This window comes from Pauljensenia sp. OF14-1SRA, assembly GCF_027694595.1.
Classification (GTDB): Bacteria; Actinomycetota; Actinomycetes; order Actinomycetales; family Actinomycetaceae; genus Pauljensenia; species Pauljensenia turicensis_B.
Window position 1 is genome coordinate 43,009 of the sequence record NZ_JAQEVQ010000012.1, and the last position, 12,039, is coordinate 55,047.

The following is a 12,039-nucleotide window of genomic DNA, read 5'->3' on the forward strand; positions in this document are numbered from 1 at the left end:
GCACAATTAGAGGGTGAACACATGGGATCGAATCAATCGAACGGGCTTTTTCCCCCAGCTTGTTACCGCATCTTTGAAGCGCGCGTTGGGTGGTCAGACGCCACGCGCCACTCTTTGCCAGGTGGATGCTGCTTTTGATCAGGGGTCGGTTTTCCGCCACCTGTCATTGGCGACTCTGACTGACAGCGTGCTGATTCATATGCATGTTGATGAACTCGAAGATGGCGGAGCCTCCGTTGGCACGGGGATCTTCCCTCTTTCGCGTTTGGGGACGGTGTCGTCGATTGAGGTCTATCGTGAGGCGATGACATCGATGTTTCCTGCGGAGCTGACCATCTCGGTTGATCTGGGGGCAATGCGTCGTAGCGAAGTTGAGCCCGCTCAATGTGGCGATCCCTCGTGCACAGCGGATCACGGTTACACAGTCGCATCTTTCCCCGATGATTTGAATTTTCGTATCAGCGTCGACGCTGATGGCGTGGATGCAATGACTGAAGCCAGGCAGTTCGTGGACCTGCTTTCATCTGCTACTCGAGCTCACCACTGATCGCCATGGCCACTTCACCCGTTTTGCCTCCCGCATGGGCAGATGTGCCTTCGCAGGCTGACCCGTGTTTGGCTGATGTTTTTGGTGCCGCTTTGGCGTGTGCCGGTCTGCCACTGGGGGACGAGACCGCCCGGGCTCGTTTATCGCTTGACCGTGAAGAGGGGCAGCTCCTGATCATCTTGGTCGATGGCTTGGGCTATGTTCCCTTGATGTCTCACCTTGGGCACGCGTCGACCTTGCGGTCGGTGCGCGATGACATTGTGAGCCTTCACACGATCGTGCCGTCGACGACAGCCGCTGCGATTACCTCTTTTGGAACGGGGGAAAAGCCTGGGAAGACGCGGATGGTGGGCTATGCGGTTGCCCGGGGGGTTTCGGTGATGAATCTTCTGGCGTTTGAGAATGGTCCAGATCCTCTGGCGTGGCAAGAATGCCCGACTTACTTTGAGCGCCTCAATCAGCAGGGGGTGAAGTCCGCAGTTATTTCTCCGCCGACGTTCGCTGGTTCTGGCCTGACGAAGGCTGCCTTAAGGGGTGCGCGCCACGTGGCTGGCAAAACCTGGGATGAGCGTGCCGGTGCGGCTCTGCGAGAGCTCAAGAAAGGTACGCAGGTCGTCTACCTCTACTGGTCAGAAATCGACCATACGGGCCATGGGCATGCAGTGAGCTCCTGGGAATGGTCCGATGCTCTTGAAGCCTTCGACGCCGGATTGGGGCGCCTGCTTCTACGCTTGCCCCGCAATGTGCGTACGGTACTGACTGCTGATCACGGCATGATCGATATTGACCATAGTGCGTTGATTGATCTTGCGGATCGTCCAGATCTTGCCGACGGTGTACGGATCCTTGCCGGAGAAACGCGCGCTGTTCACATTCATACCGAAGCTGGCCGTGAATCCGAAGTGATTGACCGTTGGAAGAATGAACTGAGTGATGTCGCGTGGGTACTCGGTTGCGATGAATCTGCGCCCCTCTTGGGTGAAGGCCCAGGTAATCGCGAAATTGGCGCGGGTATCGCGTTCTTTAATGGACGCGCAGGCCTCGTTGATTCCAGATCACAAAAGCCGGAAATGATCGCGATGCCCGGAGTCCACGGTTCCCTGACCGAAGCTGAAATGCGAATTCCGCTGATCAGGCTTTCCTGAGTCCGAGACGTCAGCAAAAAAAACGAAAACCCACGAGCATCATGCGTCGTGGGTTTCTCGTTTGAAAACGACTACTTCGACTTTGAACCGAATACGATCTCGTCCCAACTGGGAACAGAACGACGACGAGACTTCGACTTCTTCGCGCTAGCTGGCGCTGAAGAGTGAGGCTCTTCAACAAGGTTTTCAAGACCTGGCAACGACTGATCATCATAATCAGCATCCGAATCGGTGGATGCCTTCGTTGTGGGCGCGGTCTTCTTTGCAGAAGGAACCTTCGTCTCCTGGGTCTTCGAGTTGGGAGTTTCCTTGTCGTTTGGTGAAGAAGTACGCGCGCTCGGAATCGGCGTCGATGCGGACAGTGTATCGAGAACAGGGAATTCTAAGCTCTGTGAAAGGTCCTCTTTCTCTTCCTCTTCCTTCGTGCGAGCATGTGCCAAGGAGTAGATGCGAGCCGAAATTGAAGAATCGGTCAGCGTGGCCTGTTCGAACTCTTCGGGGTCAAAATCCTCGTCATCGAGGTCATACTCGATGTCCTGAGGCTTTCCGCGACTCGCATTCAACTGATCAATGATCGCTTCACGTGCGCGAACTTCTTCAAGGTCTGCAGGATCCAACGCCTCGGGGGCGTTTGGCTGCAGGGGAGTGAAGATTGAAGCCGCAGGAGTCGACGACTGGGTTTCAGTCAGCCACTGGGCTTCCTGGTCGATAGCTTCAAGAGGACCGGTCTTCGGCAACAGCCAATTGGCGGCGTGTTCTGACGCCGACTGTATGAACGTCAAGCAAATCTGCCAGGGGCCAATACCTTCGCGACTTGCACTCCATTCCAAAGTCGAGGGATCGACACCGCGTGCGGCCAATCGATCAATGACAAGCTCACCCATCTTCGGGCCGTCCGCTACCGAGCCAATGCGCTTATTCTGCGCGCGCTGGAGTGCGTATTCTTTTTCAGCCTGGATGGGGCTTTCGAAGGAACGCACCATCTCGATATCGCATGCGTGGGATGTGGCGATTTCTTCAGGAGTAGCGCCAGCGCGGAGCAGGCTCTGAATCTCGCGGGGAGAGATTTGCTGACGCGCCGGGCTGGGTGCTGGCTCGAGGTGCATACGATGACGACGGATTGACCCGCGAAGCTCGTCAGTAATAGGGACTTGGTAGCGTTCCCCGTTTGGATCGGTAAAGACCAGCGTTTCGCCGTCTGCGCCGATACCGAGAAAATCGAGCTCGATCATGAGCACCTCCTACAGTTCATCAGCGAAATGTTCTCAAACTGTAGGCACTAATCGTGATTGAACGCGCCGCAAAGTCCTAAGTGGTGGCATTCGTCTCCCAACAGTGTTATATTCCCTCCGCCGATACAGTTCATGATCAGGCTGTAATAATCATGAAATAACCCGCCCGAAGGGACGAAACTCATGGCTACCGATTACGACGCACCTCGTAAGAATGACGATGATGTTGCCGAAGATTCAATCGAGGAACTGAAGTCGCGTCGAGGTGACGCTGGTTCCGCTGAAATCGAAGAAGACGAGACCGAAGCAGCTGAGAATTTTGAGCTCCCCGGTGCTGACCTGTCGAAGGAAGAACTGACCGTTCACGTTATTCCCCGTCAGGATGACGAATTCACCTGCTCGTCTTGCTTCCTCGTCCACCACGCTTCTCAGCTCGCCTACGCTGACGACGCTGGTCTGCCGGTGTGCACCGAGTGTGCGGGCTGAGGCGCTATCTTGTTTTTCTCTCGAAAGAAAAAGGCTGAAGCAACCGACACTCCCGAGCTTGGAGCGCAGGTAGCACCTGAAGAAACCGTTGACCCGCTTGATTTGCCGGGTCCTCGCTCGGTTGGCGAGTGCGATACGTCCAACGGCTACATCGATATGGGCTCCTTGCTTCTTCCAACCGTCCCCGGCGCCCAGTTGCGTACCCAGGTCGGCGATGACGGTCACTCCGTTCTCAAGGTTTTGATCGTTATCGGAGACTCCGGTCTGCAGATTTCTGTTGCTGCAGCACCTCGAAGCGGTGGCGTGTGGGATGAAATCCGCGAAGAGATCCGTGCCGGATTGCTGAAGGATTCTGCAACAGTCATTGATCGCGATACGCGTTACGGGACTGAGCTCCAAGCTGATATTCCAGTCTCCCTTCCGGATGGCCGGCAGGGGACCTCGCGGATGAGGATCATCGGGCGTGAAGGCGACCGTTGGTTTGCGCGCATTGACATTCTTGGCCCTGCGGCTCTGAGCGATGAGGCAGGCAAAAACTTCGAGTCGATCATTGACCGAATCGTTGTCGTTCGCGACGATCAGCCACGCGCTCGCCTTGGGTTGCTTCCTCTTCACCTTCCGAACGAAGAAGTCGAGATTCCTCGTGTCTAAACACAGTTCGCGTGCGTCAGGCTTCTGGAGCGCACTCGCACAACATTTCTCGACGGACAGTCGTCAAAAAGACGAGGCTCTGGATGAGGAACGGACGCGAGCGCGCCGTGGAACCACTCCAATTCGTGACGTTCACAATCGTCAACACGTCACGCTTTTTGGCACGCTCATGTCAATGACCTACCCGCCTGAAGGATCACATTTCATGCTGGTTGGAACCCTGTATGACGGGACGGCCTCCATTGAACTGAGATGGCCGGGACGCATGTCAATTCCGGGGCTGAAAGTCGGCGAACACATTGAGGTTGAAGGCACCGCAGGAATACAAGGAGACGCGCTGACAATCATCAATCCGCTCTACCGCATCATCGCTTCGGAGAGTATGTGAGCGCCTTAGTCGAACACGATGAATCTGCTGGCGTGACCGAGTCTGGTCCGACCTGGATGCGTCAACTCAACGAAGAATCGTTTTCTTTCAGCCAGGCGGTCGGAGGGTGGCGCGGACTCACTGAATCCGTATTGCCAGCCCTTCTCTTCGTTGTCGTTTTCATCATTTTCCACTCGGTCGTCGGCGCATCGGTCGTCGCGGGTGTCGTTGCACTACTCGCCGTTGGCATCCGTTGTGTTCAGCGTCAGCCACTGACACAATCGCTTTCAGGCGTTATCGGTGTAGGAATCGGCGTGGTTTGGGCTCTTGCATCGGGCAGAGGAGAGAACTTCTACACGTGGGGTCTGATTACCTCGGCAGCTTTCCTTGTTGGCTTCCTTGCGTCGATCGTCGTAAGAAAGCCACTTATCTCCCGGGGCGCTGGGATGTTCTGGGAACTGGAAGCTGGCTGGTATCGCAAAGAAGAGTGGGCCGGCCTTAACCGCCGAGGTCTTCTTCTTACTTGGCTTTGGACAGGGCTCTTCGCACTACGTCTTGGCATTGAGCTTCCCCTATGGCTTGCTCACATGGTTGGCCCATTAGGCATCGCGAAGCTTGTCCTAGGGCTGCCACTGTTTGCCCTCGTCACCTGGCTCACCTGGATGGGCTTAAAACCGTTCTCCCCAACAAAGGCGGATGAGCACCCAGCCCAGGCCTCGTAGCGACGAATCGCGAATCGGGTGAAGGCGGAATTATTCTTCCGACTCGGCTTCCTCTTCGTCGGCCGCTGGCGGAACTTCCACCAACGCTTGGAGAGTCGACAGAGCATTCTTCTCCGTATCGGAAATCAACAGCAACAACTCGTCACCGGACTCAAAAAGATCGTCATTCGATGGCGTGAGCGGGCGACCATCACGGAGCAACGATGTCAATACGGTGCGTGGAGGCAGATCCGTGTCAGAAATGCGCTTGCCAACGATCGGGGAGCCCTCGGGCAAAACGATCGCGTACATCGATACCTCAGCAGAGTTGAACGAGAACAAACGAACCGGAATACCCTCGGACACGGCTTCTTCCACGAGAGCCGTCATAATGCGCGGGGTCGACACCGAAACATCAACGCCCCACGAGCCATTGAACAGCCACTCATTGTGAGGATTGTTCAGACGAGCAACCACTCGCGACACCGCGAACTCGGTCTTCGCTAGCAAAGAAATAACCAGATTAGCCTTGTCATCGCCCGTCGCGGCAACCATCACGTCAGCTTCCGCAAGACCTGCTTCACGCAAAGCGTCGGGAGAACAGGCGTCAGCGAGAACCCAGTCTGCGTCAGCAACCGATGCAACGCGTAACTTATCGGGCTGGTTATCGATCAGAGTGCACTCGTGACCGTGTTCGAGAAGTTCAAGGGCGACGGAGCGACCAACCGAGCCTGCACCTGCGATAACGATCTTCATGCGTATCAGTCCTCAAAGTTCGGGGTGGCCGTCAGAATAGAACGCAAGCGCGTCGACTCTGCTCCACCGATCGCAAAGTACAGCTGGTCGTGTTCTTGCACCACGAAGTCTTGGCGTGCTGGCACGATAGTCCCCAAACGGGATACGAAGGCAATGCGCTCGCCGGTAAGTTCTTCAACTGTCGGGAAAGAAACGCCGTACCATGATGTCTCGGGCGTCGCCGTAACCAAGGAAACCTCGCCCGTGGGGTGCGTCCATGTGACGGCCGCATCCGGGGGAAGCATACGGCGCAGAACTGATTCTGCCGTGCGCTTCACGGTCGCAACCGTTGGGATGCCGAGACGCTCGTACACGTAGGCGCGTTCAGGATCATAAATTCGTGCGACAACGTGTGGCACGTGGAAGGTCTCTTGGGCGATACGCGTCGAAATGATGTTCGAGTTATCACCACTGGAGACAGCTGCGAAAGCATAGGCGTCTTTAATGTCAGCTTTCTTCAGGGCTTCGCGATCCATACCCACGCCGGTGACGCGCTTGCCGGAAAAATCTGACGGCAGACGCGAGAAAGCTTTCGGATCAACGTCGATGACTGCAACTGAATGCCCATCAGCATCCAAAGCGGTGGCGAGGAAAGAACCAACGCGACCGCATCCCATAATGACGAAATGCACGCTCCTAAAATACCCGTATCAGCGTGCTTTCGTCACGTCTGAAGAGGTGGCCTAGAGCGTATGTTCTCGATATCACCTGAAGATTTGCCCCAAGGAGTGCTGTTTTGACGCTAATAGGGCTACGCTTTAGCCCGTGCTGTATAACGTTTTCGCCAGAGCAAAACGTGTTTTGATCGGTCGTCCGATGCGTTCGGACGCGATGGGACACCAGCTTCTGCCTAAGCGCATTGCGCTACCGATCTTCGCCTCAGACGCGCTGTCATCGGTCGCCTATGCCCCCGATGAAATCCTGCTGACCTTAGCATTGGCGGGCGGTTTGGCTGCCATGCAGTCGATTTGGGTTGGTGTCGTCGTCGCTGCGGTTCTTGCAGTTGTTGTGTTGTCATACCGCCAGACCGTGCATGCTTACCCGTCGGGTGGCGGTGACTACGAGGTTGTCACAACGAACCTTGGTCGCACGTGGGGTCTGGTTGTCGCATCAGCTCTGCTGGTCGACTACATCCTGACGGTCGCCGTATCGATTTCGTCGGGTGCTGCCTACATCACGACTGCTCTGCCGTCGCTTGCTGGGCACGAGGTTCTGATCGCAGTTTCGCTTGTCATCATCTTGTCCCTGTTGAACCTGCGTGGCACGAAAGAAGCAGGTGGAGCATTTGCGATCCCGACATACATTTACATGGGTGCGATCGCGCTGATGGTGATCGTCGGCTTCGTGCAGATGGCGACAGGACACCTGGGGAACGCGCCGACAGCGCAATACGAACTGGTTGCTTCCGATCAATTCTCCTCTGGTCTGGCGAGCCTCGCGGGAGCGTTCCTGCTGATGCGCGCGTTCTCTTCCGGCTGCGCTGCGTTGACGGGCGTTGAAGCAATCTCGAACGGCGTGCCCATGTTTAAGCGTCCCAAGTCAAAGAATGCTGCTTCGACGCTTGCACTGCTCGGCTCGATTGCCGCAACAATGATGCTGTCGATCCTGATCTTGGCGCGTGCAACCGGTGTGAAGATTGTCGATGACGCCGTCGAACAACTGACACTTAACGGCCAGCCCGTGGGTGAAGAGACGGTTGTGTCTCCCGCAATTGGTCAGATTGCTTCGGCTGTTTTCGGCCAGGGATCAATCCTGTTCCTCTTGGTGACGACCGTGACCGGTTTGATTCTGGTTTTGGCAGCAAACACTGCGTTTAACGGTTTCCCGACTCTTGCGTCGGTTCTCTCTCGTGATTCCTTCCTTCCGCGACAGCTCTACAAGCGTGGCGATCGCCTTTCATACTCGAACGGCATCGTTGTTCTGGCTCTTGCAGCGATCACCTTGATCGTTGGATTCGAAGCCCAGACGACGCGCCTGATCCAGCTGTACGTGGTCGGTGTGTTTATCTCCTTCACTCTTTCGCAGCTGGGCATGATTCGTCACTGGAACCGTGCTCTGCGTATGCGCCAGACCGGTTCAGAACGAGGCGCCGTGTTGCGCTCGCGTGCGGTGAACATCATCGGCTTTATGATGACCGGCTTGGTTCTGCTGATCGTCTTGGCCACGAAGTTCACGCACGGTGCGTGGATTACGCTGATCATGATTGCGGTCGTCTTCTGCGTCCAGCTCGGCATTCAGCATCACTACACGCAGATTCGTTCTCAGTTGCGCGTCGACGATTGGTCGGCGAAGCGTGCGCTTCCGACCCGCGTTCGTGCCCTGGTACTGGTCTCTAACCTTTCTCGCCCGTCTATGCGAGCTATTGCTGCGGCCCGCGCCTCGCAACCCTCCGCTCTGGAACTGGTGAGCGTCGTTGCCGACGATGACGAGGAAGCCCACATCCGCAAGGAATGGGAAGAATCTGGTCTACCGATCCCGTTGACCCTGCTGTCGAGTCCGTACCGCGACCTCAACCAGGTTGTGTTGCAGTACGTGCGCGGGCGTCGCCGTCGCACTCCGGGCGAAATGCTGGTCGTGTATATGCCCCAGTTCCTTGTCCGTCATTGGTGGGAAAATGCAATGCACAATCAGACTGCGGTGCGTCTTCGTCGTGCCCTCCTGTCTGTCCCCGGCGTAGTGATTACGACCGTGCCCTGGAAGCTAGGCGAAGATGACGAAGTGGAAGGTCGTCAGTTGATTAACGACCCCTTCAAGTCCGATGAGCACTATTCGAGTGCCCACGAAAACAGGCGACCGCCTTCGTTGGCGACGAAATAGAATCGTTTCTTCACATCCAACTCTCCTGTGAGGCTTTGCGGCCATCGGGGATTAGAAAAGGCTTCATATGAACAAGCGCCGTTATCATCACCGCACTGCCACTCCACGCAACGAAGAGATTATTGAGTTGCGTGTTGGCGAGCCGGCTCACGGTGGCGCGTGTGTTGCCCGCGATGCTTCCGGGCGCGTGGTCTTTGTCCGTCACACATTGCCCGGCGAAAAGGTGAAGACACGCGTGACGTCGGTGCAGAAGAACCTTGCGTGGGCTGACGCTGTAGAGGTTCTTGAGGCATCTGCTGATCGTGTGCCGTCCGTGTGGCCACAGGCTGGCCCTGGTGGTGTTGGCGGTGGTGAGCTCGCTCATGTGGTGCCCGCGGGTCAGCGCGCGTGGAAAGAGACGGTTCTGCGTGGCCAGCTTCGTCGCGTTGGTGGCGAGGCTCTGTCTGCCCGCGTTGAGGATCTCGGCGGTGTTACAGTGCGCCCAGCTCCTGGGGACGAGGCCGACCAGACTTTATTGCACCGTCGAACGCGCATCGAGGTCGTCATTGATCGCGCTGGCTTGGCCGGTATGTACACCTATCGTGGTAAAGATGTCATTGCTCTAGATTCGATGCCATTGGCTTCAGAGTCGATTGAACGATTGGGCCTGTGGGGTGCGAACTCTGAATGGGCTCCCTTCTTTGAGCCTGCTGACCGTGTGCGCGTCGTCGCGCCTGACGGTCACTCTCCAGTCGTCGTGACTCCTCGCGGAACATTCAACTCACTGGGTGAAAAGATCACGGAAACGCGATTGCCTTGGCATGTCTGGGTGAACGGTGAGCAACTGGAATACCGCGTTCGTGCTGGGGGCTTCTGGCAGACGCATGTCATGGGCGCTGAAGTTCTTGCAAACGCAGTCATGGGTGTTGCTTGTCTGTCTGAAGGCGACCGGGTGATGGAGCTGTATTCGGGTGCTGGCCTGTTCAGTGTTCCGATGGCAAAGGCTGTTGGTGCACGCGGTCACGTTGTCACCTTGGAAGGTTCTGCGGGCGCGGTCGAGGACGCAGGGGAGAACTGCGCGCCCTTTGACTGGGTTGAACCCTATGTTGGGAATGTCGACACTGAAGGTGTCCGTGAACTTGCAGCGGAGCTAGAAGGACGCCCGGACGTCATTGTTCTTGATCCTCCGCGCGCGGGTGCAGGTCGTGAGGTGACTGAGGTTATTGCTCAGTGTGGTGCATCGAAGATTGTCCTGGTGTCATGTGATCCTGCTGCCGGTGCCCGTGACATGCGCCTGCTCACCGAATCGGGGTATGAATTGGTTAGCCTCAATGCGTGGGATTTATTCCCGCATACGCATCACCTAGAGACAGTTGCTTTGCTTCAACGCGTGAATTGACTCTGTCGGTTCTCTCCCCCTCAGATTGACTTTCGTTTCTTAGGCGTTGGCATCGTTTCGCTGATCCTTGTCGCGGTTTGGCCTTGTCTCTTCTGGTAGCTGAATCGGCTCACTTCGCGTTTTGGCGCTACTGTAGCGGTGTGGGAATGGGGGAGAAATACCCGTGAAAGTGTGGAGCAGATGGAACTCATTGTGAGGGCTCGTTGAATGAAGAGTTATCTTCTGCATGTCGCTGACGAACCCCAGTTTTTGAACTGCAACCAGTCACTCGTCTAGGCGTCGGGAGCATACACTAGAGCTTCACGCGCCTGTCAATCGATATGGAGCTTCATGCAACTCTTGCTTGCCGTCATTTACGTCGCCTTCATCAGCTTGGGCCTGCCAGACTCGCTGTTAGGTGCGGCGTGGCCGTCGATCTATCCGCAGATTGAAGTCCCTGTTTCGTACGCGGGCATCATTTCGATGCTGATTGCAGCGGGCACCATCGCCTCCTCCCTGAACTCCGATCGCCTGACCCTGCGTTTTGGCACCGGCAAGGTGACAGCAACGAGCGTCGTGATGACCGCTGTTGCCCTTCTCGGTTTCTCCTTCTCAACGTCATTCCTTGAGCTTTGTCTTTGGGCGATTCCTTACGGTTTGGGCGCGGGTAGCGTTGATGCGTCGCTGAACAACTTCGTCGCTCTTCATTACAAGTCGCGACATATGAGCTGGTTGCACTGCATGTGGGGCGTAGGCGCCAGCCTTGGCCCGTACATCATGGGGTACGCGCTTACCGGGCATGCTGGTTGGGCTGGTGGGTATCGAATCATTGGCCTGTTGCAGATCGCCTTGGCGGCGTTGCTCTTCATCAGTCTTCCCCTATGGAAGAAAACACCTGTCAATATCGGTGCGGGTGACGCCAACTCCGCGCCCACACACCAGGCGAATGCTGATGATCGTCAAGCGCGGCCTCGTACCCCTGTGACCCCGGCGCAGATTCTTCGCATCCGTGGCGCAAAAGCAGTGATGCTCGCTTTCTTCTGCTACTGCGCGATCGAAGCTACAGCTGGACTCTGGGCTGCCAGCTACCTGAACCTCCACCGCGGAGTATCGGCTGAAGACGCCGCTTCGTACGCAGCGCTGTTCTTCGTTGGTATTACGGTGGGGCGGGCGCTCAGTGGTTTCCTGACCATTCGATTTAGCGACGATCAGATGATTATTGGTGGTGAAGCCTTGATTGTCATCGGTATCGCCACCATGGTGATCCCAGGCCATAACGTCATCGCGTTGATGGGGCTTGTGGTGATTGGTTTGGGGTGTGCTCCGGTGTATCCGAGCATCATCCACGCAATACCTGAGCGCTTCGGAGCGGACAAATCGCAGGCGATTATCGGCGTCCAGATGGCAACCGCCTATGTGGGCACCCTCGCCATGCCACCGTTTTTTGGGTTGATTGCGAACCGTGTTTCTGTCGCGCTATTCCCGTACTATCTCATGCTTTTGCTGTTCGCGATGGCCGCCAGCCACCGCCTGCTATTGCGGATCAGCGCTACGAATACGGACGAGGGCACTGCTTAGCGCTGATTCCCATCTGAACGAGTCATCGATTCGTTTCCATGAGCGCATGGACTATGAGTTGGTCTCACCCTCCCATCAATGCGGTTTCACGTTTGGCCGGTGGTAGACATGGTGTGGATGGACAATATGATTGGCTCGCATGAATTGCTGGCATCTTTTGTGCCTTTCGTTAACTCTGAATCAACATCCGCGGGTTTTTCAGTACACCGATGTTGTTGATTTCTGAGGCGGGTGTTGTGTGCGGGCCTCGTGCGCCACCTGAGGGAAGCCGAGAATTCGCCGAAAAGTCTGAATTCAACGAATCTGTCCCATTTCTACTTGCGGACACCGCGTCAGCAAGTAATCTTGATATCAAGATAATTA

At 56.2% G+C, this 12,039-nt stretch carries 12 protein-coding genes; 9 read left to right on the top strand and 3 right to left on the bottom strand.

The features are described 5' to 3' along the window. The first annotated feature begins 13 nt into the window (after positions 1-13). Together PG731_RS07115 and PG731_RS07120 are read left to right on the top strand one after the other, a co-directional pair. Positions 14-547 carry a DUF5998 family protein gene (locus tag PG731_RS07115; RefSeq protein WP_270773033.1) on the top strand — a complete coding sequence of 178 codons (534 nt, stop codon included), beginning with the start codon at positions 14-16 and terminating at the stop codon, positions 545-547. Between the two features lie 5 nt (positions 548-552). Next, a complete protein-coding gene (locus PG731_RS07120; protein ID WP_270773034.1) occupies positions 553-1,692 on the top strand; it encodes an alkaline phosphatase family protein in 1,140 nt (379 codons plus the stop codon). Between the two features lie 71 nt (positions 1,693-1,763). Here the strand turns inward: PG731_RS07120 and sepH are convergent, their stop codons facing one another. After that, positions 1,764-2,924 (bottom strand): septation protein SepH, encoded by a 1,161-nt coding sequence (sepH, locus tag PG731_RS07125; protein ID WP_270773035.1) that lies wholly within the window; start codon positions 2,922-2,924, stop codon positions 1,764-1,766. A 183-nt stretch (positions 2,925-3,107) separates the two neighbouring features. Here sepH and PG731_RS07130 point away from each other — a divergent pair, with 183 nt between their 5' ends. The 4 genes from PG731_RS07130 (at position 3,108) to PG731_RS07145 (ending at position 5,150) form a co-directional block, all read left to right on the top strand. Next, positions 3,108-3,410 (top strand): DUF4193 domain-containing protein, encoded by a 303-nt coding sequence (locus tag PG731_RS07130; protein ID WP_101627224.1) that lies wholly within the window; start codon positions 3,108-3,110, stop codon positions 3,408-3,410. Positions 3,411-3,419: 9 nt separating this feature from the next. Beyond that, positions 3,420-4,061 (top strand): DUF3710 domain-containing protein, encoded by a 642-nt coding sequence (locus tag PG731_RS07135; RefSeq protein WP_270773036.1) that lies wholly within the window; start codon positions 3,420-3,422, stop codon positions 4,059-4,061. Between the two features lie 79 nt (positions 4,062-4,140). Then, on the top strand, positions 4,141-4,449 hold the full coding sequence (locus PG731_RS07140) for a DNA-binding protein (RefSeq protein ID WP_243381107.1): 309 nt from the start codon (positions 4,141-4,143) through the stop codon (positions 4,447-4,449). After that, positions 4,446-5,150, top strand: coding sequence for a DUF3159 domain-containing protein (locus tag PG731_RS07145; protein ID WP_270773038.1), 705 nt, complete (start codon positions 4,446-4,448; stop codon positions 5,148-5,150). The genes PG731_RS07140 and PG731_RS07145 overlap by 4 nt, the downstream gene beginning before the upstream one ends. A 30-nt stretch (positions 5,151-5,180) precedes the next feature. Here PG731_RS07145 and PG731_RS07150 read toward each other — a convergent pair whose 3' ends face one another. Together PG731_RS07150 and PG731_RS07155 are read right to left on the bottom strand one after the other, a co-directional pair. Next, positions 5,181-5,885: a potassium channel family protein gene (locus PG731_RS07150; protein ID WP_270773040.1), complete on the bottom strand. Its 705-nt coding sequence runs from the start codon at positions 5,883-5,885 to the stop codon at positions 5,181-5,183. A 5-nt stretch (positions 5,886-5,890) separates the two neighbouring features. After that, positions 5,891-6,541, bottom strand: a complete 651-nt coding sequence (locus PG731_RS07155) for a potassium channel family protein (RefSeq protein ID WP_270773065.1) — start codon at positions 6,539-6,541, stop codon at positions 5,891-5,893. Between the two features lie 199 nt (positions 6,542-6,740). On the opposite strand from PG731_RS07155, the gene PG731_RS07160 reads away from it, so the two are divergent. The 3 genes from PG731_RS07160 (at position 6,741) to PG731_RS07170 (ending at position 11,676) form a co-directional block, all read left to right on the top strand. Next, positions 6,741-8,741, top strand: coding sequence for an APC family permease (locus PG731_RS07160; protein WP_442952668.1), 2,001 nt, complete (start codon positions 6,741-6,743; stop codon positions 8,739-8,741). Positions 8,742-8,808: 67 nt separating this feature from the next. After that, positions 8,809-10,119: a class I SAM-dependent RNA methyltransferase gene (locus PG731_RS07165; protein ID WP_270773042.1), complete on the top strand. Its 1,311-nt coding sequence runs from the start codon at positions 8,809-8,811 to the stop codon at positions 10,117-10,119. A 330-nt stretch (positions 10,120-10,449) separates the two neighbouring features. Then, positions 10,450-11,676 carry an MFS transporter gene (locus tag PG731_RS07170; RefSeq protein ID WP_270773043.1) on the top strand — a complete coding sequence of 409 codons (1,227 nt, stop codon included), beginning with the start codon at positions 10,450-10,452 and terminating at the stop codon, positions 11,674-11,676. The last annotated feature ends 363 nt before the right edge of the window (positions 11,677-12,039 follow it).

Bases quoted from the DNA above. Each gene is read 5' to 3' on its own strand.
- PG731_RS07120 (WP_270773034.1), top strand. From the start codon at position 553: ATGGCCACTTCACCCGTTTTGCCTCCCGCATGGGCAGATGTGCCTTCG.
- PG731_RS07155 (WP_270773065.1), bottom strand. From the start codon at position 6,541: ATGGGATGCGGTCGCGTTGGTTCTTTCCTCGCCACCGCTTTGGATGCT.
- sepH (WP_270773035.1), bottom strand. From the start codon at position 2,924: ATGATCGAGCTCGATTTTCTCGGTATCGGCGCAGACGGCGAAACGCTG.
- PG731_RS07170 (WP_270773043.1), top strand. From the start codon at position 10,450: ATGCAACTCTTGCTTGCCGTCATTTACGTCGCCTTCATCAGCTTGGGC.
- PG731_RS07160 (WP_442952668.1), top strand. From the start codon at position 6,741: ATGCGTTCGGACGCGATGGGACACCAGCTTCTGCCTAAGCGCATTGCG.
- PG731_RS07150 (WP_270773040.1), bottom strand. From the start codon at position 5,885: ATGAAGATCGTTATCGCAGGTGCAGGCTCGGTTGGTCGCTCCGTCGCC.
- PG731_RS07165 (WP_270773042.1), top strand. From the start codon at position 8,809: ATGAACAAGCGCCGTTATCATCACCGCACTGCCACTCCACGCAACGAA.
- PG731_RS07130 (WP_101627224.1), top strand. From the start codon at position 3,108: ATGGCTACCGATTACGACGCACCTCGTAAGAATGACGATGATGTTGCC.